Genomic DNA, 24,762 nt, shown 5'->3' with positions numbered 1-24,762 from the left:
TCGCCGGACGACAGGAACCAACGCCTCAGCGGCAGTCGATATAGATGGGGTTGCCGATCAGCAGCAGGCCGGTCTTGCCGCGCACATTGGCGCTGATCCAGCCGCAGGCTTGCGCGCGATCGAGCGACACTGTCGTGCGCGCATCGTCGCTGTCGATCGTCGATCCCAGGCCAGCAAGGGCCTTGCCATTGGCGAGGATCTCCACCGCCGCACCGCGCACGGCGACCAGATGCAGCTGTATCGACAGCGTCGCGTCAGGGCGCAACCGTTCGCCCATCACGGCTCGACGTCCACCAGATACGACCGCCAGTTCTAACAAGCGGTCACGCGTCCCCTCGGTGTCGATGAAGACGTTGCCGCGCTTGATCCCCGCAGTGATGCCTGGGACGGACAGGCTGTCGGCATAGACCACCGTGGTCGGCCGCCCGATCCGTGACGGGCCATCGGGATCGTGCGTGTCGCTGCCGCCGATCCCGGTCAGACGCTTGCCTTCGTTGAGCCGCGCATACCAGAAGCCGAGCCCGGCATAGGGGCCCTCCACATGGGTGCCGTTGACTGCCTCGACCGCGGTCACCAGCGACCAATCGGTGTCGGTCCATAGCCAGCCGCAGCCCATGCAGATCTCTCCGCTCGGCGAGGCTGGATGATTGACCGACATGATCGCACCGGCATCGGCGATGCTCCGCTGGAGCGTGGGAAGGTTGGGAACGCCTGGCGTGCCGACGCGGAAATCGACGAAACGCGACGGCCCGAAGATGTTGGTATGGCCGCGAAAGGTGGTGACCTCGACGCCCGGGATCAGCAGCATCTTGTCGAACCAGGGCTGCAGCTCGCGCAGATCATCGAAATGCGCGACGGTATTGTGGTCGGTCACCGCGATGAAATCGAGCCCCGATGCGCTCGCCGCCTCGACCGTGCGGAACAACGGACACGGCACCTTGCGCCCGAGCTGGCTCTTGCAACTGCCGTCGCTGTTGGCGTCATGCATATGGAGGTCGCCACGATACCAGCCGGGCTTGTCGATAAGCGGCGGATTGGCGATCGCGGCGCTGGCATGGGCAACGGCTCCGCGATCGAAATAGACCTTCACGGTGTAGGCGGCGCTGCTGTTCGGACGAGCATTGGGTACGCCGAACTGGACGTGCCAGCGGCCGGCCGGGATCGATCCGGGCAGATAGCCCGGCGTGGCGTCGCTCGCCGCGATCGTCACCCTGTCGTACGAGCCACCGCTCCAGCCACGGAACTGCTTGGGATCCCAGACGCCGAGGTCGATCACCGTCTTGTTCGACTTGTCGTAGGACAACGCAACGGTGATCCGCTCGACACCCGCGGGGACGTCGAACGGCACCTGGCGATAGGTCATCGCGTCCTTGCCGGTGACGACGCCCGACACGGTCACGTCGGGCTGCGCCTGGTCCTGGCCGGCCATCGCCGCCGGAGCGACGATGGCGGCCAGGATCAGCGCGACGAAAAGGCGAAATCCGCGCATCAGAAGGCGAAGTCCACGGCGAAGCGGAAATTGCGCCCGAAGATCGGCCGGCCGATGAACAATTGGTCGTTGGCCTGGCCGCTGGTTAGCTCGCCCGCGCGCGGATTGCCTTCGGTCAGCCCGATCGCGTTGGTCAGATTGTCGCCATAGGCCCAGAACGAAATGCCGTCGGTCAGCTTGAACCGCACGCTGGCGTTGAGCACGGTATAGGCCGGCAGCTTCGAGATGTTGGCGGCGTCGGCATAGCGTTTCGAATAATGTTCGACGTCCATCTGCGCGCGGAAACGACCATCGAGCAGGGTCACCGCGGGCGTAGCGCGCAGCCCGAGTTTGGGAACGCGGAGCAGCTGGTTGCCCGAATAATTGCGCGGGATCAGCGTCGTGCCTTGCAACTCATTGTACTTGAGATTGCGGAAGGTCGGATCCTGGATCGTCGCGTTGACGGTAAAATCGAACCACGAAACCGGCCGGATCGTGCCTTCGAGCTCGACGCCATAATCGCGCGTATTGGTGTAAACGGTCTGGGTGATATAGCCCATCGTCTTCGGATCGAACTGGGTGTTGCCGATCGAATAGGCGTCGAAATCGGTCAGGAAGCCCGTCGCGTAGAAGCTGACCAACGGGGTCGAGAGCTTGAACCCTGCTTCCCACATCTTGATCCCCTGCGTCACCGGCTGCGCATTGGCCGAGGTGATGAAGCTGCCCACGCTCGGCATTCGGAATGCCGAGGTGTAGCGCGCGAATATCCCCGCGCTGTGGCTGAACTGCCAATCGGCGCCGATCGTGTAGCCGACATGGTCGAACGTGCGATCATAGGGAGAGAAGACACCGTTTCCGGTCAGCACCTGATCGTCCGCGAGCGTGGTCGGATCGCCGAGATTGACCGTCTTCTGGCCTTCCTGCGCGCCCTTGGCGGTCACCTTTTCCCAGCGGATGCCGCCGTCGAGGCGCAATTGCGGCGTGATCTGCCACTCGTCCGACCCATAGAGTGCGAAGACGTCCGATTTGCCATAGCCGTTGGCGAATTCGGAGCCGTAGCGGCTGACACCGTTCTGGGTCAGCGCGCCGACCACCTGTCCTGATGCGTTGAGCGCGACAAGATCGAGCAGCCGCGAATTGCCCGAAACGTCCTGCACGGTCGACGCCGAGTAGCGTTTGAACGTCTCGCGGATGTGGGCGTAATAGAAACCCAGGGCGAAATCATGCGTCATGCTCCCCATCTGGAAGCGGTGCGCGAGATGGAGGTCGTCGACGAACTCGCTCTCGTCGACCGTCACTGGGCGAGCGGCGTTGATGAACACGTCGCCATTGCCGTTCTGGTTCGCCACGTCGAACGCCCGGCCGGTATCGACATAGCGGAGTTGGACGCTGGTCGCGCCGGGATAGGCCTTGAGCAGCGACGATCCATATTGCGTGAGCAGGGCCGCCGCCGTGCTGATCGAGGCGGGATAGACGCCGTTGCGCACCGTGTTGCTGTCACGATAGCGCGCCTTGTTCGACAATTTCCAGCCGGGCGCGAACTCCCAGTCAGCCATCGCCGAATATTGGTTGAGCCGGATGCGCGTTCCCTGGGTGTTGTCGAAGAAGACCGGGCCGTTGGCGCTTTTGAGCGTCAGGAACGCGGTTTCACGGCTGGCCGTGGTGTCGTAATTGGCGTTGAACCCCGGCAAGCTGACGATGTTGCCGTCCGAATCCTTCGTCAGCGGAATGCCGGTGTAGAAGATCGCATCGTCGGCCAGATGCTTGTAGCTGAGCGCGATCTGCGCGTTGCCGAAATCCTTCGACAGATCGGCGCGGATCTGGCCGCCTTTGTTGCCGGTATAGCCGGGATCGCGAACCCCGCGCTCGTTGCGGTAGAAGCCGCCGACGTCGAACTTCCAGCCATCGACCAGCGGCGTCCCGACCCAGCCGTCGAACCGAAACAGGTCCGCGGTGGGACCGTAAAGCACACGGGCGCGGCCCGACAGCTCATCGCCCGGCTTGCGCGTGATGAAGTTGACCACGCCGCCCGGCGCGTTCGAATAGAAGACCGAGGACGGACCGCCGCGCACCACTTCGACGCGGTCGATCGATTCATCCATGCGGAATGCCTGATCGGCATTGAGGTAACCCAGCGCGGGATCGTGCTGCACCGGCAGCCCGTCCTCGAGCAGGTTGATCGAGCCGAACCCGTCAACCGGGATGCCGCGCGCGCGAACGTTGCCCGACCCCTCGCCGCCCGACGCCTCGACCCAGAAGCCCGGGACAGATTTCAGCGTCTCGGTGACGCTCGACGCGGCGCGCGACCGTAGCGCGTCGTTGTTCAGCGTCGTAATCGCATAGCTGGTATCGAGCTTGGTACGCTCGCCCGCACCGGCGCGGCCAGTGACGACGATGTCCTGGTCGGCCTGCGCGTCCGCGCCCGCCGCGGCATCCTTATCGGCCACCGGCAATGGCGCGCTCTGGGCAAGCGCCGCGGGACTTGCGGTCAGGAGGAACGCCGCGATTCCGCAGCGCACGGTAAGTGCTCGGTTGGCCACCCTTTTTCCCTTTTGCTGGTGCAGCGATTCTGCTGTCGCGCCGCGACTAGGGATGGCCTTTTGCAGATGGGTGACATGCCGGCGTCGGCACGATGACGTAACCGGGTCAGTTCGATTGCAACGAGGGTGTGCGCGACCTTTTGTGCGACCGCCTATAGCTCAAGTCTATGCCTTCACCCTCGCTTTTGCCAAATCGCCAAAAAGCGCGTAGAGGGCCGGACCAATCCACATCCGTACCGCGTTACCTGCCCGGCGCCAGTCGCTCCGGGCCGACGCCGTTTTTGCCATCGAGACAGAATGCCCTTTTCCCACCTCCCCCCGTTGCTTGCCGAGGCGCTGACCGCGCGCGGCTATGAAGCGCTCACCCCGGTCCAGGCCGAAGTCAGCAAGCCCGAGTCCAATGGCCGCGACCTGCTCGTTTCCGCCCAGACCGGATCGGGCAAGACCGTCGCCTTCGGTCTCGCCATGGCCGAGGAGCTGCTCCACAAGGGTCAGACCCCGCCCGCCGGCGCGCCGCTCGCGCTGGTGATCGCGCCGACCCGCGAACTCGCGCTCCAGGTCGCCAAGGAATTGTCCTGGCTCTACGCCAAGACCGGTGCGCGCATCGCCACCTGCGTCGGTGGCATGGACCCGTCGCGCGAGCGCCGCGTGCTTGCGCAGGGTGTGCATGTCGTGGTCGGCACGCCAGGCCGATTGCGCGACCATGGCGAACGCGGCGCGCTCGATCTGTCGAGCCTGCGCGTCGCCGTGCTCGACGAGGCCGACGAGATGCTCGACATGGGCTTCCGCGAGGACCTCGAAACCCTGCTCGACGCCGCTCCCGCCGAACGCCGCACCCTGCTGTTCTCGGCGACGTTGCCGCGTCAGATCGTCGCATTGGCCAAGAAGTATCAGCGCGACGCGCTGCGCATCTCGACCGTGGGCGAAGAGCGCGGGCATGGTGACATTTCGTATCAGGCCGTGGCGGTCGCTCCGGCCGATATCGAACACGCCGTGATCAACCTGCTCCGCTTCTACGAGGCTGAGACCGCAATGCTGTTCTGCGCGACGCGCGACAATGTGCGGCACTTGCATGCCAGCCTTGTCGAACGCGGCTTCGCGGCCGTGGCTCTATCGGGCGAGCATTCGCAGAATGAGCGCAACCACGCGCTCCAGGCGTTGCGCGACCGCCGCGCACGCGTCTGCGTCGCGACCGATGTCGCCGCCCGCGGCATCGACCTGCCCACGCTCAGCCTAGTCGTCCATGTCGAGATGCCGCGCGACGCCGAAGTGCTTCAGCACCGCTCGGGTCGTACGGGTCGCGCGGGCAAAAAGGGCACCGCGGTGCTGATCGTCCCCTATCCGCGCCGCCGCCGTGTCGAGATGATGCTGCGCTCGGCGCGCATCGCCGCCGAATGGGTGCCGGTGCCGACCGTCGACGACATTCGCGCCAAGGACCGCGACCGCCTGATCGAGGCGCTGAGCGCACCGGTCGAGCCCGATCCCGACGATTGGGTGATCGGCGAGGAATTGCTCAAGAACAAATCGCCGCAGGAGATCGCGGCGGCCCTTGTCCACGCCCATCGCGCCTCGATGCCTGCGCCCGAGGAAATGATCGACCGCGTGCCCGAAGGACCCAAGGCGCATCATCGCGACGGGTTCGACGATACCGTGTGGTTCCGCATGAATATCGGCCGCCGCCAGAATGCCGACCCGCGCTGGATCCTGCCGCTGATCTGCCGCCGCGGCGGGATCACCAAGAACGAGGTCGGTGCGATCCGCATTCAGGCCAACGAAACCGGCTTCCAGATCCCGCGCGGGATCGCGGCGCGGTTCGCCGCCGCCGTACTCAAGAGCGCGGGCGCCGATGGCGAGGACGATAGCGGCGTGCGGATCGAGCCGGTCGAGGGCTCGGGTCCCGCTCCGGCGCCGGCTCCGGCGCGCAAGATGCTGCATCGTGCCGCGCCGACAGGCGAGCAGCGCAATCCTGCGCATCGCCAGGGTCCACCTCCCGGTCGCAATCGCGCCGGGCCGCCGCATCGCAAGGGACCGCGTCCGAACAAGGGCCCGCGTCCGCAATCATAAAAGTCGTGGCGGTCGGACAGAGGCGCGCCGGTTACGGTCAATAACGACACGTCACCCCGGACTTGTTCCGGGGGCCAACCCTCCACAACGGAATCCCGCCATTGTCGCACGTTGGATGCCGGAACAAGTCCGGCATGACGGCCCTTCGACAAGCTCGGGGCTAACGGGCTAGGAGGACGCAGTGAACATTCCGCCCTCTCGCCGCATCCTGGTCGATGCCGATGCCTGCCCGGTCAAGGACGAGATCTACAAGGTCGCCTGGCGACTGGAAGTGCCCGTCTGGGTCGTCAGCAACAGCCACCTCCGCGTGCCCGCGCATCCGCTGATCACGCGCATCGTCGTGAGCGACGGGTTCGACGCCGCCGACGACTGGATCGCCGAGGCATCCGGTCCGGGCGCCGTGGTGATCACCGCCGACATCCTGCTCGCCGACCGCGCGCTCAAGGCGAGCGCGCAAGTGCTGTCCCCCACCGGCAAGCCGTTTACGACGAGCTCGATCGGCGCGGCGATCGCGACGCGCGCGATCATGGCGGACCTGCGCGCCGGCGGCGATCAGATCGGCGGGCCGGCCGCGTTCGGCAAGGCCGACCGCTCGCGCTTCCTGCAGGCGCTTGACGCCGCGCTGGTCCGGGCGCGTTAATCGAACCATGGATCTCGACGACCGCCTGCGCCACTATTTCGGCACTGCCGACATGGCCACGCTGACCCCGGCCGCATTCGAATCCGGCACCGAACGGATGCGAGTCGAGCTGGGTTTGGAAAAGGACCGCCCGCGACGTTTTGCCTTGTGGACGCTGATGTTCATGCTCGGTGTCGCGCCCGACCTGGACGTCGCGTTCAAGGACGAGGCAGATCGCGACGCGGCGCGGAACTTCATGGACATGGCGGACAAGGCCGAAGGCTGACGAGGCCTGACTCCCCTCCCGTTTACGGGAGGGGAAATGATCGCGCTTCCACTACCGTTCGCCCTGAGCTTGTCGAAGGGCGCCTATCCGCGAATGCGACGCTTGGGGCTCAGCGCCCTTCGACAGGCTCAGGGCGAACGGTTTCATGGTTCAACCTGAGCCAAAACGACCCTAGAGCGGTCCGATGATCCGCCTGACCGACCTTGCCCTGCCGCTCGACCATTCCGACGAAGCACTTCCCGCCGCGATCTGCGCGCGGCTGGGGATCGCCGCAGACGAATTGCTGAGCTTCGAGGTCGCGCGGCGCGGCAACGATGCGCGGCGCAAGAACGCGATCATGCTGATCTATGCGATCGACCTGGCAGTCGCCGACGAAGCGGCTTTGCTCGCGCGCTTCGCCGAGGACCGCAATGTCAGGCCAGCGCCCGACACCGACTACCGCCCGATTGCGCGCGCCACCGGCAAGGGCTTGCGTCCCGTCGTCATCGGCACCGGCCCGTGCGGTCTGCTCGCCGCCTTTGTGCTCGCGCAGATGGGTTTCCGCCCGATCATTCTCGAACGCGGCAAGGTCGTGCGTGAGCGGACCAAGGACACCTGGGGCCTGTGGCGCCGGAGCGTGCTCAACCCCGAAAGCAACGTCCAGTTCGGCGAAGGCGGCGCGGGCACCTTTTCCGACGGCAAGCTCTACAGCCGGATCAAGGACCGCCGTCACCTCGACCGCAAGGTGTTGACCGAGTTCGTCAAGGCCGGCGCACCCGAGGAAATCCTGACCGAGGCGCATCCGCATATCGGCACGTTCCGCCTGGTGACGATGGTCGAGAGCATCCGCGCGACGATCGAGCAGCTGGGCGGCGAGTATCGCTTCGGCACCCGCGTCGACGGCGTCGACATCGCCACCGACGCGACCGGCCAGCGCCATATCCGTGGGCTTCATTTGCACGATGGTGAGTATCTCGAGGCCGACCATGTCGTGTTGGCGATCGGCCACAGCGCACGCGACACCTTCACGATGCTCCAGACGGCAGGCGTGTTCGTCGAGGCCAAGCCCTTCTCGATGGGCGTGCGGATCGAGCATCCGCAATCGTGGATCGACCAGGCGCGGTTCGGCAAGTTCGCCGGCAACAAGATATTGGGCGCGGCCGAATATCACATATCGCACCATGCCTCGAACGGGCGCACCGTCTACAGCTTCTGCATGTGCCCGGGCGGCACCGTGGTGGCCGCGACGTCCGAAGAGGGACGCGTCGCGACCAACGGCATGAGCCAATATTCGCGCAACGAGCGCAACGCCAATTCGGGCTTCGTCGTCGCGATCGATCCCGAACGCGACTATCCCGGCGACCCGCTCGCCGGAATCGCGCTGCAGCGGCATTGGGAGGAACGCGCGTTCGTCGCGGGCGGCTCCAACTACAAGGCACCGGCACAGAAGCTCGGCGATTTCCTGGAAGGCAGGCCATCGGCCGAATTCGGCGAGGTGCTTCCCTCCTATCGCCCTGGCGTGCAGCTCACCGACCTCAGCCAATGCCTGCCCGATTTCGCGGTGGAGGCGATGCGCGAGGCGATCCCGGTATTCGGCCGCCAGATCCCCGGTTACGACCATCCCGACGTGATCATGACCGGGGTCGAGACGCGCACCTCCTCCCCCGTCCGCTTCACCCGCGGCAAGGATTTCCAGAGCCTCAACACCGCTGGCCTGTTCCCGGCGGGCGAAGGCGCTGGCTATGCCGGCGGGATCCTGTCGGCGGCGGTCGACGGCATCAAGGTCGCCGAGGCGGTGGCGTTGAGCCTTGGTGGCGAGCGAGCTGAAGTCATAGGGGTGGTCGCGGCCTAGGTCCGATCCACGCCCGCCATCTCCACTCCGTCACCCCGGGCTTGTCCCGGGGTCCAACGATAGGCAGGCGTAGAGCAAGAGGTTCGAGAGCCTGGACCGGAGGCACCTTGGACCCCGGCACCAGGCCGGGGTGACGGCTGGGAACTAGGCGAAACCATGGCCGCGAAGTACCTGATTACCCTAGGTTTCCTCTTCCGGAGGAACACTTTGCGACCACCTCGCCAATTCCGAACATTGAATATTGGACTAACCTGGATCAAAGCCGGCGCATGGCGCGCCTGATCCTGTTCAACAAACCCTATGGCGTGCTCTGCCAGTTCACCGACCGCGGCACCGAGGGATCGACGCGCCCTACCCTGTCGGGTTTCGTCGACACGCCGGGCGTCTATCCGGCCGGGCGGCTCGACCTCGACAGCGAGGGACTGTTGTTGCTGACCGATGACGGCCGGCTGCAGTCGCGGATCGCCGACCCCAAGTTCAAGACCGCCAAGACCTATCTCGCCCAGCTCGAGGGCGAGGTGACCGACGACGCGCTGGCGGCCTTGCGAAGCGGCGTGCGGTTGAAGGACGGCACCACCCGGCCGGCGGAGGCCGAGCGCATCCCCGCTCCCGACCTGTGGCCGCGCGACCCACCGATCCGCTTCCGCAAGAACATACCCGACGGCTGGATCCGGCTGACGATCCGCGAGGGCCGCAATCGCCAAGTCCGCCGCATGACGGCGGCGGTCGGCCACCCGACGCTCCGGCTGGTGCGGTGGAGCATCGGCGACTGGTCGCTCGACGGCGTCGCGCCGGGGGAATGGCGATCGCTGGACGTGTGAAGATATTCTTCGACGGCGGCTGGCGGCCGGCGACGGGAATGGAGACCGCGGTGGTCGTGCACGGGCGGGATTATGTGCGGCAGGGATTGGGGCCGGGCTCGGCGATGGATGCCGAATGGCTGGCGTTGTTGCACGCGGTGGAGCTGGCCGCCGACCTTGGGCTCCAGGAAGCGGTGTTCCTGGGGGACTCGCTGGCGGTCGTCGGTCAGGCCAGTGGCACGGTCAGATGCCCGAGCGATCACATGCATCACCGCCAGGCCCTCGCCGCATTGCGACCGGGTTCCGGCAGGCTGCGCATCCGTCACGTGAAGCGGTCGCAAAACCTGGCCGGCGTCGCGCTTGCCCGACTGCACGAGCGGTGATCGGCGACTAAAGCCCTTTATTTAAGTAAATTAGTTACGAAAAACGTCGCCGCCCTATTTTGTTGTTGCAAATGTTCGATCGCTTGCGCAGCTTACGAATCGACAGGGCGGCGACAAGCCCCGTCTCGCAGGAGAGACCTCACCCAACAGGGAGGCTGGCTCTTGACTGCTTCGCAAGGCGTTTGGCTAATTCCATTGATCGCGCTGCTATGCGCTGGACTGGTCGCCGGGTTTGCCGCCGGCATTTTCGGCATCGGTGGGGGGTTTGTCGTCGTACCGGCGCTGATGCTGGTTCTGCCGCTATTGGGCGGCGACAAGCATCAATTTGCGCATGTCGCCATCGGCACCTCGGCCGCGACGATCATTCTGACATCGCTGAGGTCGCTGCGATCGCATGCCAAGCGCGGCGCGGTCGAATTCGAGATTTTGCGAGCCTGGGCACCGTGGCTGATCTTCGGCGATGCCGTCGGCGTCATCCTTGCCGGCCATGTCGACGGGCATGTGCTGCTGTTGATCTTTGCCGTCGGCGTGCTGCTCATGTCGCTCAACTTCCTGGTGCCGCGCTTCAGCGATCACGTCATCTCGGACTCGATGCCGGGCCTGGCACCGCGCGTCGCGATTGCCGGCGGGCTCGGTACCTTTTCGTCACTACTGGGGATCGGCGGCGGCACGATCGCGATCATGGTGATGACCCTGCATGGCCGATCGATCCATCGCGCGATCGCGACCGCATCGGGCATCGGCGCGCTGATCGCGATCCCCAGCGCGATCGGGTTCGCGATTATCGGTTTCCGCCAGCCGGGCCTGCCCTGGGGATCGCTCGGCTATGTCAACCTGCCGGCGACGGTCGTCATCGCCTCGATGTCAGTGCTGACGGCGCCACTCGGCGTGGCCGCCGCGCATAGCTTGCCGGCCGGACCGCTCAAGCGCGTGTTCGGCCTCTACCTCATCGTCATTTCGCTCGTGATGCTGAGGAACGCGATGAAATTCTAGGGCCAGCGACTGGTCGATGGGACCGACCAAAGCGAACAGGGAGACAGACAGAATGATCGACCGTGAAAGCGTCATCGACACCGTTTTGAACGAGGAGTCGGCAGACGACCTGCTCAGCCGCGGCTATGCCCGCCGCGACCTTGCCCGCATCGCCGCGATCTTCGGCGTCGGCGCCATGGCGGCGGCAAGCGGGCGGCCCGCCTGGGCATCGGCCGGCGTGCCCGATCCCGCCCCCAGCGCCAAGACACGGATCGGCGCCAACGAATGCTGGACCGGACCGCTCGCGCCCGGCCAGGCGGCGGCGGCGAAGATGATCTCGCAAGGCAATCGCTATTCCCCGCACGACGAACGCAGCGATTTCATCAAGGCGGTGATGTCGGTGGAAGGCGTGCCATTCGACCATGTCGCCCCCTGGCCCGGATCGAGCGATCCGCTGTCGCGCGCAGTGGTGACCTATTGCTCGCCGACCAAGGGCCTGGTCACCGCCGATCCGACCTTCGAACTCGCCGGGCGCACCGCGACCTGGCTCGGCGCGCCGGTCAAGGCGGTGCCGCTCACCCCCGATTTCCGGCACGACGTGAAGGCGATGCTGGCGGCCGATCCCAATGCCGGGCTCTATTATATCTGTACCCCCAACAACCCGACCGGGACGATCACGCCACTCGCCGACATCGAATGGCTGATCCAGAACAAGCCGGCCGGATCGATGGTGCTGATCGACGAAGCCTATACGCATTTCGCGGGCGTACCGGTGGCGTCGCCCTTCGCGGTCAAATATCCCGACGTGATCGTCATGCGGACCTTCTCGAAGATCTTCGGCATGGCCGGGATGCGCATGGGCTATATCATGACCCAGCCGGCCAATATCACCAAGATGATGCGCTATGACGGCGGCATGCAGTCAGGCGCTCTGCCGCTGCCGTCGCTGGTCTGCGCCACCGCCAGTCTCACCGCCGCGCCGCTGATCGCGCAACGCCGCGCCCAGATGCAGGCGGCGCGCGCCTTCGCCGTCGATCACGTCAAGAAACGCGGGCTGAAGGTCGCGCCGACCGAGGCGAACATGTTCATGATCGACTGGAAGACCAAGCCGGCCAAGGACATGCAGGCCGCGTTCCGGACGCAGAGCGTGGAGATCGGTCGCTCCTGGCCGATCTGGCCGACCGTGTCGCGCGTCACCGTCGGATCGATGGCCGACATGACCGCTTTCTGCACCGCGCTGGACAAGGTCTGGACCGCCTGACGATGCGGCTCACGCCGTTCCTTACACTGGTTGAACGACAGGGCCGCGGCTCCCCCGCGTCCAACGCGGCCGCGCGCCCTGTCGCATTTTCCACATCACCCGCTGCCGCACCCCTGGGGGCAAGGCAGCCAATCCGTTCGCATTGCGGCGAGCCAGGACAAGCAATGTCCGCCGCGGCTCCGCGAACGGCACTGAGCGGGAGGGGTGTCTGAAGGCTTTCTGTTGAAAGGGGCCTTCACGATGAAAAGAACGGTATCGATTGCGGCACTTGCGCTGGGCACTTTGTGGGCGGCCGGGGCACATGCCGAAACGACTGACGGCGCCGCCGACAAGGCGGCCGACAAGGCAACGAGCGCGCCACCCGCGGCCGCACCCGACGATCCCCAGGCAAGCACGCTTCCCGCAGCGTCGGTCGCGAGCACCCAGGGCAGCGACGAGATCATCGTCACCGGCACCCGCGTCGTCGGCACCACGGCGGCGGAAAGCTCCGCCCCGATCAAGGTCCTCGACGCGGCAACGCTCAGCCGCGTTGGTCAGCCCAACCTCAACCAGGTGCTGACCCAGCTCGTCCCCTCGTTCAACGCCCAGGCGTTCGGCGGCGACACCGCCAACCTCACGCTGTCGGCGCGGCTTCGCGGCCTCAGCCCCAATCACACATTGGTGCTGGTCAACGGCAAGCGGCGGCATGGCACCGCCAACCTCGCCGTCCTCGGCGGACCCTATCAGGGAGCAGCAGCGCCCGACCTCGACCTCATCACCCCCGCGTCGGTCAAGCGCATCGAAGTGCTCGAACAGGGCGCCGCCGCGCAATATGGGTCGGACGCGATCGCCGGCGTCATCAACATCATCCTGAAAGACGATACGAGCGGCGGCGAGGCGATCGCCACCGGCGGCTCCTATTACGATACCGGCGGCGAAACCTGGGCCGGCAGCTTCACCATGGGCACCAAGATCGGCGAGAACGGCTTTCTCGACCTCACCTTCTTCCACCGCTTCCACGCCTTCAGCCAGGTCGGCGGCCTGGATCGCCGCGTGACCGACTCCAATGGCGTGCTGCGCACCAACCTCTCGGCGGCGCAGCAAGCGCTTTATGCCGGCATTCCCGGCTTCCCCTATGTCAACCGGATCAACGGCGACGCGCGCTCGCACCTGACCAATTTGCAATACAATGCCGGCTACGATTTCGGCGACGTCGAGGTCTACAGCTTCGGCAGCTATTCGAAGCGCATCGCCTCCGCGTACGAGAATCTTCGCGTGCCCGATCGTATCATCGCCTCGCCGGTGCTCGGCGTCGGCGGCACGCTCGCCGCGCCGGGCTCGATCGTCTATGATCCCGACGGCGACACGCCGCCCAACGGCTTCAGCCCGCGCGAGGGTATCCGCGAGGACGATTATTCGGTGACCGGCGGCATCAAGGGCGATCTCAACGGCTTCCGCTGGGACCTCAGCGCGACCTATGGGCAGGACAAGAACCTGATCTACACGCTCGATTCGGCCAATCGCTCGCTGTTCATCGACACCCATTTCACGCCGACCGACTTTTACGATGGCCTGTTCAAGGCGACCGAATGGACGGTCAACGCCGATTTCTCCAAGGACGTCGATCTCGGCCTGGCCGATCCGCTCAACGTCGCGTTCGGCGGCGAATATCGCAAGAACATCTATGAGATCGGCTCGGGCGATCCGGCATCGATCTACAAGGAAGGCGGGCAATCCTATCCCGGTTTCCGGCCGTCCGACGCGGGAAGCCATAGCCGCCACAATTGGGCGGGCTATCTCGATCTGTCGGCCGAGCCGGTCGACGGGCTGAAGCTCGATGCCGCGCTCCGTTACGAGAATTATTCGGACTTCGGCTCGACCTGGACCTGGAAAGCGACGGGGCGGTACGATTTCAGCCCGGCGGTGGCGATCCGCGGCACGGTGTCGACCGGCTTCCGCGCGCCGACCCTGGCCGAAAGCTATTATTCGGCGACCAACGTCTCGCCGTCCTCGGCCTTCGTCCAGCTTCCCGCCAATTCGGCCGCCGCCAAATTGCTCGGGTTCAGCAACCTCCGGCCGGAGAAATCGACCAATTACAGCCTGGGCTTCGTGTTCAGGCCGGCGCCGAAGCTGCTCGTCACGCTCGACGCCTATCAAGTGAAGATCCGCGACCGCATTCTCGGCACCGGGTCGATCTTCGGCAGCGGCGGCGCGGTCAACTTCCCGGTGGTGACGCAAGCGATCATCGCCAACGGCAACGTGCTCGACCCGACGGTGAGCCAGACCGGCATCAACATCTTCACCAACGGCGCGGACACGCGGACGCGCGGCGTCGATGTCGTGGTGACCTACCTCTCCGACTTCGGCGATGCCGGCAAGGTCGATTGGACGATCTCCGGGACCTATAACGAAACCAAGGCCACGCGGATCGGGCTCGCCCCGACCCAGCTCACGCCCCCCGGCGGCACGGCGCCGATCGCCTTGTTCGACAAAACGGCGATCTCCAATCTGGAAACCGCATCGCCCAAGGTGAAGATCGTCGGATCGGCCGCGTACACGCTCGGCGCCTTTTCATCGACGTTGCGCGGGACCCTGTTCGGCAAGAGCACGTCCTATGCCTCGCCCGATGGCGGCACTTATTACAAACAGGACATCGGCACCGCGTTCATCGTCGATCTCGACGCCAGCTATACGATCGCCCACACGGTCACGCTGACGATCGGCGCCAACAATGTGTTCAACAAGAAGCCGCCGACCGTCGCCCTGGTGCCGGGAACGACCAGCTACACGCTGGTGAATGGCGGCAACGTGATCGACGCGCCGCTGACCTTCTCGCCTTATGGGATCAACGGCGGGTATTATTACGGCAAGGTGTCGGTGAAGTTCTGAGGGGAGGATGAGCCGTCCGGGGTGCCGGACGGCTCATTGGATTCCGCGGCGCAACCGCCAAGCCCCCTCCCCGTTCTGGCGCCGTCGGGGAGACGGATGCCCAATGCGGGAGAAACGGAGTCGCAATTCGGCCCGGCCGGACTAACTCAAGGCCATGCAGATCACCGAAGACGACATCGCGAAACTCGTCCCCGCTTTCTATGCGCGCATCCGCGAGGATGCTGTGCTCGGCCCGATTTTCAACGGCGCGATCGAGGATTGGCCGCATCACCTCGCCAAGCTCCAGGCGTTCTGGTCGTCGGTGCTGCTGACCAGCGGCCGCTACAAGGGCCAGCCGATGGTCGCCCATGTCCGCCACGAGCCCCATATGACGCCGGAAAATTTTGCGCGCTGGCTCGATTTGTGGCGCCAGACCAGCGCCGACCTGCTCGCGCCCGAGGCGGCCGCCACGTTCCAGGAAAAGGCGGACCGCATTGCCGAAAGCCTGCAGCTGGGAGTCCAGTTCTACCGGGACCGGAACGCCGCTTGATCGCGGCTCCGGCGCCCGGAAGAGCGCAATGATATCGCGACCTCCGATGCCGGCGGCCCCTGGCTCTCATCGTCGCTTCAAGAAGAGGATCGCCGCGGAGATGGCGAAGTAGAAGGCGCCGAAAGCCGCATAGGGCGCGACGTCCGCGACGCTCAGGCTCGCGGTGGCATCGGTCGCTTTCTTCACGAAGATTGCGCCAGCAAGTGCGGATTGCCCGCCGCTCAGGATCATCGGCCATTGTGCGCCCGCGATACGCCAGCGACGAACGGCAGTGGTCAATTGAAGTATACCGGCGAGCGCTGCCCAAATGCCGATGACGGCGATCACGGCGTGGAAATCGCGAGCGGCCGCAACCGCGACCACGAGCGTGACGATCGCGCTAACGACAACATTCAGCGTCTGGGTAGGATTGGCGCGAAGGCCGCCGTTGCTGCGCGCATCCACGTAGTTGGCGAGGCTGTCCCATGCGGGATAGGCGATGATCAGCGCGACGCCGAGCGGCGGATGCGCCTTGCCGATGGTGAACGCCAGGGCGACCCACAAGATCGATACGAGAGCTCGGATGGCATAATAGCCGGTGAGCCCGTTGCGGTTCAAAGTCGAGATATCGGCAGTCATGGTCATGACGGGTTTCTTTCCATGCGAATGATAAGTGGATGGGCACGCGACCGGCCCCGGAGCCTCGGAGCTCCGATGGCGTGTCTTCGGTGCCTCGCGGGGAGGGCGCCTGGGATTGAAGGACTTCAGGAGGACGTGAAACTGGTGGAGCGAGAGAGTGCATCCCAGGCGGCGATTTCGGCCTTCATCTGGTCAAGCTTCTGTTCGACCAGCCCCAATGCGTCTTCGCCCAGGAACAGCCGCACCGGCGGGTTCGGCGCTTCGATCAATGCCAGCAGCGCTTGCGCCGCCCTGGACGGATCGCCCGGCTGATTGCCGCTCTTGGCTTGTCGCGCGGCGCGAATCGGATCCATGACCGCATCGTAATCGGCGATGCTGCGGGGCGTGCGATCCATCGACCGTCCGGCCCAATCGGTGCGGAATTGGCCCGGAGCGAGTGCCGTCACCCGGATTCCGAAAGCCGCCACTTCCTTGCCCAGCGCTTCGGAAATGCCCTCGAGCGCGAACTTGCTGCCGCAATAGAAACTGATGCCGGGCATGGTGATAAAGCCGCCCATCGACGTGACGTTGACGATATGACCGCGACGCCGCGCGCGCATGCCCGGCAGCACCGCCTTCGTCATCGCGACCGGACCGAACACATTGGCCGCGAACTGGCGCTGGAGGTCGTGCATGGAGGCTTCCTCCAATACCCCTTCGTGACCATAGCCGGCATTGTTCACCAGCACGTCGATCGGACCGACATTCTGTTCGGCATATGTCACCGCCGCCGGGATCGCGTCGAAATCGGTCACGTCGAGCACCAGCGGATGGGCGCGATCGGGAGCAAGCGCGGCAAAGGCTTCGGCGTCGCTGTCCCGCCGCACGGTGCCGATCACGCGATGGCCCGCGTCGAGCGCGCCTGCGGCGAATGCACGCCCGAGACCCGAACTGACACCGGTAATGAGGAAAATCTTGGGCAAGGCAGCCGCCATGGTCTAACTCCAGGCTGAGTTTATAACTATATCATGATATAGATAGTGAGATGGCGAGCGACAAGACCCAACCTTCTTCCACCGCCACGCGGGGCGAACCGCTTCGCCAGCGCGTGATCGACGCAGCGGAGCGCCTGCTCCGCGAGGGTAAGGCCGATTTCTCGATGCGGGACCTCGCGGCCGAGGCCGGAGTCAGCTTTGCGACGCCGTTCAACCAGTTCGGGAGTAAGGCCGCGATCATGCACGCCCTAGGGGAACGGCGCATAGACATGATGGCGAAGCGCTTTGCCGAACAGCCACCGCTCCCGAACGCCGTCGACCGCGTGCTGCTCGCGATCGGCATCGCGGCGGCGGGAATGCTGGAGGAGCCGAGGGTCAATCGGGCAGTGATGGGGTGGATCGGCACTGCCGGCCCTGTCCCGGGAAAGGCCCTAGCACATTCCACAGCCTTATGGCGGCTGGCGCTGGGTGATGGCGAGGGTTTGATCGCGAGCCGGCAGGAAGAGGCACTGCGCGAGTTACCACGGCAACTCGCGTTCGGCTTTCGCGGCGTGCTGTCTTTCTGGACGTCCGGCGAACTTGCCGACGAGGCACTCGCCTCGAACGCGCTACAGGTCGCGAGCACGTTGTTGCTCGGCTTTACCGACCGGCGGCTATCCGATGGTCACGACTCCTGAGCCGCGGATCGGACGGGCTGTCCGACGCAGCGCTCAGTCCGCCGCGTCGAAGAAGAAATAGTGTTCGATCACTTTCCCGTCCGCAATCCGCGCGACGTCGGCGCCGCTGACGATGACCTGATCGCCGGGACCGCCCGTCCACTGCGCGGTGGCGATGCCGTGATGTCCATGGCCACCCGGCAACACCTTGAAGCTGAAGCCCTGAGGCATGTCGGCCAACACGCCCTTCACCACGTCCGAGATTGCCTGATGGCCTGTCACCGCCCGCGCCGGCTCGAAGATCTGCGCGTCGCGATGATACAGATCGTCGATCGCCACGAGCCTCTTCGCGTCGTCATGCTCGCTCCAGACCCGTTCGATCGTGGCATGGAGGATTTCGAGTTCAGGCGATTCCGACATTTTCGATCCCCATTCGCTGGCAAGGCGGGCGCACGCCGCCGCAACGTCGCTGTAACTATGCGGCCCGCAATCGCCGCTCAATTGGCACCGAAACCTCTATTCTCCAACCACTTCGCTGATCTGCACGATGGGCGCGATGTCCGTATAGTTGGCGACGTCCGCCGCAATCTCCGCGCGGTGGGGACCGAACGCCGCCTGGAATGTCTCCAGGCTCGGCGAATAGACGTGGCACGCCGCGACGAACGCCGGCGCGCTTCCAGGGTCGCGACCGCCAAGACCCTTATCGATCTCGTAGCGCAGGCAGGCATCGCCGAGCCGTTCCTGGATCAGTGGCATGTGGCGGGTGCGGTAATAATCGTGATCGAACTTCGAGCCGCCATCGGCCGGATAATACACGCTCATCTTGATCATGGTCGGGCTCCTGCCTGAACGCCTCTCCGAGCGTTCGAAGAGCCTCTCTAACTCGCCGACGCGTAAAGCGCATCCAGACTTTGGCTGAAGCTGGTGGCGGCATCATGCTCGGGAGTATCCGCCCATGGCGCGCCGGTCCCTTGCAGCTACCGCCAGCAGCTTATGCGTGCGTGACCTAGCGTCCGCGGCGCTCAGCCCGTCGCGCACGCAACGCGCGGCCAAGCTCGGCGACGCGGCTCACCAGCAAGCGAGCGCGGCGAAAGACCTTTCGGTCTACTGAGTGAAATTCCGGATCGGACGCGACGAACCTGAAGCCGCCGGGCACGCGAATAGCGATTCCGACGACCCGTCTTTCTGCTTCGACCACAAAACGGTCCATAATGACCTCCTCGATACGCGCGCGCTCGCGGCCCATGGGCCGTCGGAAACGCCGCTTCTGTTCAGGGAGCCGGCACAGTCGCCGGCGCGAGGGGGCCCTAGGTCAGGCGCCTAAAAGGCTGCGCGCCCGCCCAGGGCGGGGAGGCGCTCGGTGCTGCTGCCCGGATGCACTTCGACGGGTTGAAGGGAGGGCGTTGGGGTCATGGTAAGGATGTGGGGCTTTGGGCGTGTGGGCACAAGGCAGTTTGGTGCATTTAGTAAACTGTCATCGTAACTCCAGAAGTGAGGTGGCGAAATTCAAAAACCGTCCATTGTGGTTCGAATGTCGCTGGCTACCGGAACTGACACCTGATTGGATGAAGGCGGATCGAGGGACCGAGCTTGATTAGGCATTATCATTTAGTCATGACGACAACACAATCCGCACTCGATTGGGCTGCGACAGGTTCAATGCTGTCCGGTGTAGGCACGCCGATTGGCGCGGGGGCGGTTCTTGTAGCGACCTATATTGGCGGCAATTCGTTGAAGATGTGGCGCCGTCAGCAGCTTCTACAACGCCACATGGACCTGGCGGAGAGGGTGCTGACCCGCGTTGTGCAAGCGAGAGACGAGATCGCATCTGTACGCTTCCCGCTCAAGGAAGCTCATGAATTCGCGGCGGCCGACAAAACCCTTGAGGCAAACGGCTTCATCAAGAAGGGGTTCGAGGATGCCAAGTGGCGGAAACTATCGGGCGCGCAGGTCACGCTGCATCGTTTGAATCGCTTTCAAGAAACGTGGACGGCCCTCGATTTACTCAGGCATTCGGCCTACGTCTACTTTGGGAACGAAGTTGCGGACGCGATCGAGACGATCCAGGCACAGGTACGCAGAATCCGCATCGACGCGGAGCTGTACGCGGAGGACAACGGTAACGACGCGGAGTTCTCCAAGGGGCTGATGAACACCCTGAGCAGCAGCCGACCGAAGAGCGAAGTCGACGAGCTGGCGCAGGCGGTCGATGATGCGGTCAAGAAGACTGAGGCAAATCTGAAACCGCTGCTCACCGAGGTGGCGACCATCACTCAATCGGAGATCGCGCGAGTCAGCCGCCAACTGGCCTATGGTGTTTCAAGAAAGTTGATTGCTTCTCTTCCTTTCGGGGCCGCTGCGCTTGAGTTGGTGGATTACCTCGCAGAGCGGCGAGGAAAGCAGGGCTTGCTCCCAGCGAAAACAAAAACTGGCAGCGCCGAGATTCATATTGCGTAGCTTGCGGCACGAGGACTGCGTTGCCATACAAGCCGTTTCGGGGGATCGTGATTTACCCTTCTCTCGATTGGCCCAATCGAATATATTCTTATAGTATGGATACAGAAGCCAACAACGAAAGCAATAGCGTGTGGTCGATCATCGCCTCCAGCGTTAAGTCGGGCCTTCCTAAAACCGTTGAATCTGTACTTCATTTAGTCGGCGTGCGCCTTTTAGGTAAGCTCGTCGAAATCCCAGAAGCGTGGGCGGAGGGCAAGGCTCAAAAAATACGTGACATGACGGCAGCGCGATCTGCGCTATCAAGCGCGGTAGCCAAACTCGCGGTTGAGAGCGGAACAGCTAATCCAGCGATTTGGACCGCAGCGAGTGATTTGCTATTGCAGGACTTAGACAGGAAGCTTTCTAACAAAGCAGCTGTATTCGTCGAAGCCGCGCGATTGACGGCAGAGGCATCGGTGCAAAACCCTGATAATGAACTAAAACCGCCCTCTGACGATTGGTTAAATATTTTCGAGCGCTACGCTGAAGATGCTACATCAGATAGTCTTCGAGAAACATATTCTCGCATTTTATCTGGTGAAATACTAAGGAGCGGTAGTTTTTCTATAGCAGCGCTCCGAGTTGTAAGCGAGCTTACGCAGGAGATAGCCTCCACCTTTTCCGAGGTTTATGCTAATTCATTCAATGAATACGTGGCGATATACCCAAAATACGAAGAGGGCCTACAACTTAGAAAAATCGTTGATCTAAGGGACGCGGGATTTTTTTATGCTGGCGACCTATCTTTCACAGCCAAACCGCCGACGAAACCGATTGAGGGCATTTCCCATTTGCTTCAAGTAGGCAATGGCACAACATTACGTATCGTATTGAAGGGTGGCGATAAATTCTACATCCCGCCCTCTGTTACCGTTGCGCAGCTAACGAGGATGGGCCGAGAAATCGCCACTATCCTGCCTAAACCCGACGCAGAAGTGAATCTGAGAGCAATCTACGATCACCTTAGAGGAACAGACGGTGATGACATCGTAGCGGCGGCCATAGTTAAACCGGACGGAAGCGAACTTATTCTCTTCGAAAGTATCTAGCGCAACATTGACTTCCCCCCAAATCCCCGTATAGGCGCGCCCTCGCAGGCGGGCTTCGGCCCTCCCCTGCGTTGCCGTCCGAGACAGCAGGTGCGGGTTTCCCGCTTAATGTCCTGCCTAGACGGGGAATGGAATTTGCCCGCTCGCGGTTCGCCGTGTCGGGTCTGCCGCTCTCCATGAAGACAGCGGCCGGCGCCATGCCCCATCGACGGAGAATTGGCCATGCGGGTCCGCCCGCAGGGTCGCTTTGAACCGGGCCGTTCGTCGTCAGGCGTGCGGCTCAAAACGTGGAGAATGGCATGGATCGTGGTCAAAAGGCCGCAGCCGTCGCCGAGCTCAAGCAGACCTTCTCCGAGGTCGGCGTGGTGGTCGTCACCCGCAACCTCGGCCTGACCGTCGCCCAGTCGACGCAGCTCAGGACGAAGATGCGTGAGGCCGGTGCCAGCTATAAGGTCTCGAAGAACAAGCTTGCCAAGATCGCGCTGGATGGCACCGACTATCTCTCGCTGGGCGATATGCTCACGGGTCCGGTCGGTCTCGCCACTTCCATCGACCCGGTCGCCGCCGCCAAGGTGGTGGTCGACTTCGCCAAGACGACCGACAAGATCGAGATCGTTGGTGGCGCGATGGGCGCGACGGCTCTCAACGTCGAAGGCGTGAAGGCTCTGGCCACACTGCCGTCGCTGGATGAACTGCGTGCGAAGATCGTCGGCCTGGTCCAGGCTCCGGCGCAAAAGCTCGCCAGCATCACCCAGGCGCCGGCCGGCCAGCTGGCTCGCGTGTTTGGCGCCTATGGGGCCAAGGAAGCCGCTTAACCCATGGCCGTCACCCCAGCGAACGCTGGGGTCTCGTGCCGCTGGGCGAACACTTGTTGAGACATACCCCAGCTTTCGCTGGGGTGACGAACTTTAGATTTGGAGAATACAAATGGCAGACCTGAACGCGCTGGTTGACCAGCTGAGCGAACTGACCGTCCTCGAGGCCGCTGAGCTCTCGAAGCTGCTCGAAGAGAAGTGGGGCGTTTCCGCCGCCGCCGCGGTTGCGGTTGCGGGCCCGGCCGCCGGCGGCGCCGGTGGCGGCGCTCCGGCCGAAGAAGCCAAGACCGAATTCGACGTCATCCTGACCGGCGACGGCGGCAAGAAGATCAACGTCATCAAGGAGGTCCGCGCGATCACCGGTCTCGGCCTGACCGAGGCGAAGACGCTGGTCGAGTCGGCTCCGAAGGCCGTCAAGGAAGGCGTGAGCAAGGACGAGGCCGAGAAGGTCAAGAAGCAGCTTGAAGAAGCCGGCGCGACCGTCGAGCTGAAGTAAGCCGCAGTTGGGGAGACGGGACGCTTCGGCGGCCCGCATCCCCGCAAGGCCGGCCGGCGCGAGCTTCGGCTCGCGTCCGACGTCACGGGACTTGCTCCCGTGACGGCCAGCAGAAAAAGAAAGGGCGGTCCCAGCGATGGGGCCGCCCTTTTCTTTTTCATCAAGCCCCTCCCCTTCAGGGGAGGGGTTGGGGGTGGGGGAGTGCGGCAGGCAACATTGCTTGTGGAGAGCCCCCACCCCAACCCCTCCCCTGAAGGGGAGGGGCTTATCGCCTCTCGTCGGCCAGCGGATATATCGTCATCCCGTCCTCGCGGCTTCGCCGCTGCGGCCCCTCCACCACTCGGCTGCGCCGAGCGGTCCCCCTCCCCACGCTGCGCGTAGGGAGGATTTTTAAGTCCGAACGGCTCCAACCTTCATAACTCCCCTCCCGCTTGCGCGCACCGGGTCGGCCATGCCCCCGGCATGGCCTGAACGATGCGGGCCATCGTTCACCCGGTGCGGGGCTGGGCGAGGGCCTGTCATGCTCGGTGTCGAACATGCCCTCCCCTAACCCCTTCCGCAGGGGGGAGGGGAGAATAAGAGCGATCCGGCGGACGGACAAAACCCCGCTTACGCCACCCGGCGCTCAGCCACCTTCGGATGCATGCGCGGTTCGCCGTCGAGGCGGAACGGGGCGAGCTTGGCCCCTTCCCCGCGGTTGATGCCGATCATGTGCGCGGCGGTGGCGGTGGCGGGGGCGCCGACATTCTCTCCCCAGCGATATTCGGCCTTCATCGCCAGTACGGGCACGAACCACGGCTTGCCGTCGATCGTCATGACGTTGAGGTTGGCGCGCGGCAGCATCGCGGTGCCGGACAATTCGATCTGGCTGCCGGCGTGGATCTCGAACGGCGCGACCACCGGTTGCTCGACCGGATTGGCGAAGATCGTCTGCAGATCGGCCGCCTGGCGCGCGCTGGCGCTGGTCATGTAGATGCCGAAGCGGACGTCGCGGGCATCGCCGCGGCCGGTATTGCGGACGACGATGCGATATTCGATCGCGGCGCTCATCGACGGGTCGGTGCCGGCGCGCTGCGGGATCAGGACGATCTCGAGCTCGGGTTTCAGCGCCTCGAGCGAGCGCGCGGGCGATTGCGGCGCGCGCACCGTGACCAGGCCGGCGGGGAGCGGCGGCGCGGGCGGTTGCGGCGCGGGCTGCAGCCCCTCGGCGATGCGCCGCAGCGGGACGGTGAGCAGGCCGGACGGCGCCGCGGGTGCGGGCTCGGGGATCGGCGCCGGGACGGGCGCTGGGGCCGGGGCCGGGACCGGCGCGCGGGCAACCGGTGGACGCGGCGGTGCCACCGGGGCGGCGACCTCCTCCTCGTAATATTCTTCCTCGCGGCGACGGCGGCGGCCGAACAAGAACCAGCCGCCGGCGAACAAGGCCAGGACCGCCACGCCGATCGCGATCAGCGTGCCGCTCGACCAGCCGCCCGAGGGTTGCTCGGTAGCCGGGGCGACGGGTGCCGCGCTCGCGGTGGGCATCGGTGACGGCTCCGGCGTCGCGCTCGCCACCGGCGCCGGCGCCGGGGTTGCCCCCGTGACCGGCGCGGGTGCGGGTGTCGGTGCCGCTTGCGGCGCCGTCGTCGGCGCGCGCGGGGTCGATCTCGCCGCCGGGGTCGGGGTGGCTGTCGCGGTCGGCCGCGTCGTCGTGACGGGCGGCGGCGTCACCGTCGCGCTGGGCGTCGGCGCCGGAGTAGGCGTCGGCGCGAAGGTCGGGATCGGCGTCGGCCGACTGAACGGCGCGACGATCGGCCCCGATGGCGGCGGCGTGGGAGTCGGCTTGGGCTTGGGCGGGAGGTTGAAGCCGCCGAGATCGGGAATGGATTGCGGCGGCGCGCTGCTGGTCGATTGCGCAGCCCCCATCCCCGGCAGCACTGCCACCCCCGCGAGCAACATGCTCGCGCGCTTCAATAGAGCGTGACGACGTGGGTTTGACCCGCCGTGACGGAGCGGATTTTGGCGCAGGGCGAGGAACGAGGAGTGGAGCGATGCGGA

Annotated in this window: 24 protein-coding genes; 16 read left to right on the top strand and 8 right to left on the bottom strand. The window is 64.7% G+C overall.

Annotated features, from left to right (window positions below):
• Positions 1 to 25: 25 nt before the first annotated feature.
• A complete protein-coding gene (locus tag SMA01S_RS13020) occupies positions 26 to 1,489 on the bottom strand; it encodes a CehA/McbA family metallohydrolase (protein WP_066822686.1) in 1,464 nt (487 codons plus the stop codon).
• Positions 1,489 to 4,008 (bottom strand): TonB-dependent receptor, encoded by a 2,520-nt coding sequence (locus SMA01S_RS13015; protein ID WP_066822683.1) that lies wholly within the window; start codon positions 4,006 to 4,008, stop codon positions 1,489 to 1,491. The genes SMA01S_RS13020 and SMA01S_RS13015 overlap by 1 nt, the downstream gene beginning before the upstream one ends.
• A gap of 297 nt (positions 4,009 to 4,305) precedes the next feature.
• Here SMA01S_RS13015 and SMA01S_RS13010 point away from each other — a divergent pair, with 297 nt between their 5' ends.
• The 10 genes from SMA01S_RS13010 (at position 4,306) to SMA01S_RS12965 (ending at position 15,621) form a co-directional block, all read left to right on the top strand.
• Complete coding sequence (locus tag SMA01S_RS13010; RefSeq protein ID WP_066822680.1) at positions 4,306 to 6,072, top strand: DEAD/DEAH box helicase; 1,767 nt, start codon at positions 4,306 to 4,308, stop codon at positions 6,070 to 6,072.
• Between the two features lie 181 nt (positions 6,073 to 6,253).
• Positions 6,254 to 6,712, top strand: coding sequence for a YaiI/YqxD family protein (locus SMA01S_RS13005; RefSeq protein WP_066822678.1), 459 nt, complete (start codon positions 6,254 to 6,256; stop codon positions 6,710 to 6,712).
• 7 nt (positions 6,713 to 6,719) lie between these two features.
• Positions 6,720 to 6,977 carry a hypothetical protein gene (locus tag SMA01S_RS13000; RefSeq protein WP_066822674.1) on the top strand — a complete coding sequence of 86 codons (258 nt, stop codon included), beginning with the start codon at positions 6,720 to 6,722 and terminating at the stop codon, positions 6,975 to 6,977.
• 184 nt (positions 6,978 to 7,161) lie between these two features.
• Positions 7,162 to 8,808 (top strand): NAD(P)/FAD-dependent oxidoreductase, encoded by a 1,647-nt coding sequence (locus SMA01S_RS12995; RefSeq protein ID WP_066822671.1) that lies wholly within the window; start codon positions 7,162 to 7,164, stop codon positions 8,806 to 8,808.
• A gap of 269 nt (positions 8,809 to 9,077) precedes the next feature.
• Positions 9,078 to 9,629 carry a pseudouridine synthase gene (locus tag SMA01S_RS12990; RefSeq protein WP_066822668.1) on the top strand — a complete coding sequence of 184 codons (552 nt, stop codon included), beginning with the start codon at positions 9,078 to 9,080 and terminating at the stop codon, positions 9,627 to 9,629.
• Positions 9,626 to 9,991: a reverse transcriptase-like protein gene (locus SMA01S_RS12985; protein ID WP_245649270.1), complete on the top strand. Its 366-nt coding sequence runs from the start codon at positions 9,626 to 9,628 to the stop codon at positions 9,989 to 9,991. The genes SMA01S_RS12990 and SMA01S_RS12985 overlap by 4 nt, the downstream gene beginning before the upstream one ends.
• A gap of 162 nt (positions 9,992 to 10,153) precedes the next feature.
• Positions 10,154 to 10,984 carry a sulfite exporter TauE/SafE family protein gene (locus SMA01S_RS12980; RefSeq protein ID WP_066822663.1) on the top strand — a complete coding sequence of 277 codons (831 nt, stop codon included), beginning with the start codon at positions 10,154 to 10,156 and terminating at the stop codon, positions 10,982 to 10,984.
• A 52-nt stretch (positions 10,985 to 11,036) separates the two neighbouring features.
• Positions 11,037 to 12,224 carry a pyridoxal phosphate-dependent aminotransferase gene (locus SMA01S_RS12975; RefSeq protein ID WP_174543136.1) on the top strand — a complete coding sequence of 396 codons (1,188 nt, stop codon included), beginning with the start codon at positions 11,037 to 11,039 and terminating at the stop codon, positions 12,222 to 12,224.
• Positions 12,225 to 12,464: 240 nt separating this feature from the next.
• Positions 12,465 to 15,092: a TonB-dependent receptor plug domain-containing protein gene (locus tag SMA01S_RS12970; RefSeq protein ID WP_066822661.1), complete on the top strand. Its 2,628-nt coding sequence runs from the start codon at positions 12,465 to 12,467 to the stop codon at positions 15,090 to 15,092.
• 154 nt (positions 15,093 to 15,246) lie between these two features.
• The gene (locus tag SMA01S_RS12965; protein ID WP_066822659.1) at positions 15,247 to 15,621 is read left to right on the top strand and encodes a group III truncated hemoglobin; all 375 of its coding nucleotides are present in this window, start codon (positions 15,247 to 15,249) and stop codon (positions 15,619 to 15,621) included.
• 66 nt (positions 15,622 to 15,687) lie between these two features.
• On the opposite strand, the gene SMA01S_RS12960 is transcribed toward SMA01S_RS12965, so the two are convergent.
• Positions 15,688 to 16,245, bottom strand: a complete 558-nt coding sequence (locus SMA01S_RS12960; RefSeq protein WP_066822649.1) for a hypothetical protein — start codon at positions 16,243 to 16,245, stop codon at positions 15,688 to 15,690.
• A gap of 119 nt (positions 16,246 to 16,364) precedes the next feature.
• Positions 16,365 to 17,213: an oxidoreductase gene (locus tag SMA01S_RS12955; RefSeq protein ID WP_066822646.1), complete on the bottom strand. Its 849-nt coding sequence runs from the start codon at positions 17,211 to 17,213 to the stop codon at positions 16,365 to 16,367.
• Between the two features lie 50 nt (positions 17,214 to 17,263).
• Here SMA01S_RS12955 and SMA01S_RS12950 point away from each other — a divergent pair, with 50 nt between their 5' ends.
• Positions 17,264 to 17,890, top strand: a complete 627-nt coding sequence (locus SMA01S_RS12950) for a TetR/AcrR family transcriptional regulator (RefSeq protein WP_066822643.1) — start codon at positions 17,264 to 17,266, stop codon at positions 17,888 to 17,890.
• A 33-nt stretch (positions 17,891 to 17,923) separates the two neighbouring features.
• On the opposite strand, the gene SMA01S_RS12945 is transcribed toward SMA01S_RS12950, so the two are convergent.
• From SMA01S_RS12945 to SMA01S_RS12935, 3 genes are all read right to left on the bottom strand, one after another.
• A complete protein-coding gene (locus tag SMA01S_RS12945; RefSeq protein WP_066822640.1) occupies positions 17,924 to 18,289 on the bottom strand; it encodes a nuclear transport factor 2 family protein in 366 nt (121 codons plus the stop codon).
• Between the two features lie 96 nt (positions 18,290 to 18,385).
• Positions 18,386 to 18,700, bottom strand: a complete 315-nt coding sequence (locus SMA01S_RS12940; RefSeq protein WP_066822629.1) for an EthD family reductase — start codon at positions 18,698 to 18,700, stop codon at positions 18,386 to 18,388.
• 175 nt (positions 18,701 to 18,875) lie between these two features.
• The gene (locus SMA01S_RS12935) at positions 18,876 to 19,115 is read right to left on the bottom strand and encodes a hypothetical protein (RefSeq protein WP_066822626.1); all 240 of its coding nucleotides are present in this window, start codon (positions 19,113 to 19,115) and stop codon (positions 18,876 to 18,878) included.
• A gap of 368 nt (positions 19,116 to 19,483) precedes the next feature.
• Here SMA01S_RS12935 and SMA01S_RS12930 point away from each other — a divergent pair, with 368 nt between their 5' ends.
• From SMA01S_RS12930 to rplL, 4 genes are all read left to right on the top strand, one after another.
• Positions 19,484 to 20,326: a hypothetical protein gene (locus tag SMA01S_RS12930; RefSeq protein ID WP_157093931.1), complete on the top strand. Its 843-nt coding sequence runs from the start codon at positions 19,484 to 19,486 to the stop codon at positions 20,324 to 20,326.
• A gap of 95 nt (positions 20,327 to 20,421) precedes the next feature.
• The gene (locus SMA01S_RS24205; protein ID WP_084250286.1) at positions 20,422 to 21,414 is read left to right on the top strand and encodes a DUF2806 domain-containing protein; all 993 of its coding nucleotides are present in this window, start codon (positions 20,422 to 20,424) and stop codon (positions 21,412 to 21,414) included.
• A 299-nt stretch (positions 21,415 to 21,713) separates the two neighbouring features.
• The gene (gene rplJ, locus SMA01S_RS12925) at positions 21,714 to 22,229 is read left to right on the top strand and encodes a 50S ribosomal protein L10 (protein ID WP_066822620.1); all 516 of its coding nucleotides are present in this window, start codon (positions 21,714 to 21,716) and stop codon (positions 22,227 to 22,229) included.
• Positions 22,230 to 22,341: 112 nt separating this feature from the next.
• The gene (gene rplL / locus SMA01S_RS12920; RefSeq protein WP_066812507.1) at positions 22,342 to 22,725 is read left to right on the top strand and encodes a 50S ribosomal protein L7/L12; all 384 of its coding nucleotides are present in this window, start codon (positions 22,342 to 22,344) and stop codon (positions 22,723 to 22,725) included.
• A 609-nt stretch (positions 22,726 to 23,334) separates the two neighbouring features.
• Here the strand turns inward: rplL and SMA01S_RS12915 are convergent.
• Positions 23,335 to 24,249 (bottom strand): hypothetical protein, encoded by a 915-nt coding sequence (locus tag SMA01S_RS12915; protein WP_066822617.1) that lies wholly within the window; start codon positions 24,247 to 24,249, stop codon positions 23,335 to 23,337.
• Between SMA01S_RS12915 and SMA01S_RS12910 the strand changes: the two genes are divergently transcribed.
• Positions 24,242 to 24,688, top strand: a complete 447-nt coding sequence (locus SMA01S_RS12910) for a hypothetical protein (protein ID WP_084250285.1) — start codon at positions 24,242 to 24,244, stop codon at positions 24,686 to 24,688. The two genes, SMA01S_RS12915 and SMA01S_RS12910, sit on opposite strands and share 8 nt — an antisense overlap.
• Positions 24,689 to 24,762: the final 74 nt, after the last annotated feature.

It is taken from the genome of Sphingomonas mali NBRC 15500, assembly GCF_001598415.1.
Lineage (GTDB): Bacteria > Pseudomonadota > Alphaproteobacteria > Sphingomonadales > Sphingomonadaceae > Sphingomonas > Sphingomonas mali.
Note: the sequence above shows the minus strand (reverse complement) of the source record. Positions and strands in the feature narration are given on the sequence as shown.

Bases quoted from the DNA above. Each gene is read 5' to 3' on its own strand.
- SMA01S_RS12960 (WP_066822649.1), bottom strand. From the start codon at position 16,245: ATGACCATGACTGCCGATATCTCGACTTTGAACCGCAACGGGCTCACC.
- SMA01S_RS12990 (WP_066822668.1), top strand. From the start codon at position 9,078: ATGGCGCGCCTGATCCTGTTCAACAAACCCTATGGCGTGCTCTGCCAG.
- SMA01S_RS12915 (WP_066822617.1), bottom strand. From the start codon at position 24,249: ATGCCCACCGCGAGCGCGGCACCCGTCGCCCCGGCTACCGAGCAACCC.
- SMA01S_RS12945 (WP_066822640.1), bottom strand. From the start codon at position 18,289: ATGTCGGAATCGCCTGAACTCGAAATCCTCCATGCCACGATCGAACGG.
- SMA01S_RS12975 (WP_174543136.1), top strand. From the start codon at position 11,037: ATGATCGACCGTGAAAGCGTCATCGACACCGTTTTGAACGAGGAGTCG.
- rplJ (WP_066822620.1), top strand. From the start codon at position 21,714: ATGGATCGTGGTCAAAAGGCCGCAGCCGTCGCCGAGCTCAAGCAGACC.
- SMA01S_RS13020 (WP_066822686.1), bottom strand. From the start codon at position 1,489: ATGCGCGGATTTCGCCTTTTCGTCGCGCTGATCCTGGCCGCCATCGTC.
- SMA01S_RS12950 (WP_066822643.1), top strand. From the start codon at position 17,264: ATGGCGAGCGACAAGACCCAACCTTCTTCCACCGCCACGCGGGGCGAA.
- SMA01S_RS13010 (WP_066822680.1), top strand. From the start codon at position 4,306: ATGCCCTTTTCCCACCTCCCCCCGTTGCTTGCCGAGGCGCTGACCGCG.
- SMA01S_RS24205 (WP_084250286.1), top strand. From the start codon at position 20,422: ATGGATACAGAAGCCAACAACGAAAGCAATAGCGTGTGGTCGATCATC.
- SMA01S_RS13000 (WP_066822674.1), top strand. From the start codon at position 6,720: ATGGATCTCGACGACCGCCTGCGCCACTATTTCGGCACTGCCGACATG.
- SMA01S_RS12955 (WP_066822646.1), bottom strand. From the start codon at position 17,213: ATGGCGGCTGCCTTGCCCAAGATTTTCCTCATTACCGGTGTCAGTTCG.
- SMA01S_RS12965 (WP_066822659.1), top strand. From the start codon at position 15,247: ATGCAGATCACCGAAGACGACATCGCGAAACTCGTCCCCGCTTTCTAT.
- SMA01S_RS12930 (WP_157093931.1), top strand. From the start codon at position 19,484: ATGACGACAACACAATCCGCACTCGATTGGGCTGCGACAGGTTCAATG.
- SMA01S_RS12995 (WP_066822671.1), top strand. From the start codon at position 7,162: ATGATCCGCCTGACCGACCTTGCCCTGCCGCTCGACCATTCCGACGAA.
- SMA01S_RS12970 (WP_066822661.1), top strand. From the start codon at position 12,465: ATGAAAAGAACGGTATCGATTGCGGCACTTGCGCTGGGCACTTTGTGG.
- SMA01S_RS12940 (WP_066822629.1), bottom strand. From the start codon at position 18,700: ATGATCAAGATGAGCGTGTATTATCCGGCCGATGGCGGCTCGAAGTTC.
- SMA01S_RS12935 (WP_066822626.1), bottom strand. From the start codon at position 19,115: ATGGGCCGCGAGCGCGCGCGTATCGAGGAGGTCATTATGGACCGTTTT.
- rplL (WP_066812507.1), top strand. From the start codon at position 22,342: ATGGCAGACCTGAACGCGCTGGTTGACCAGCTGAGCGAACTGACCGTC.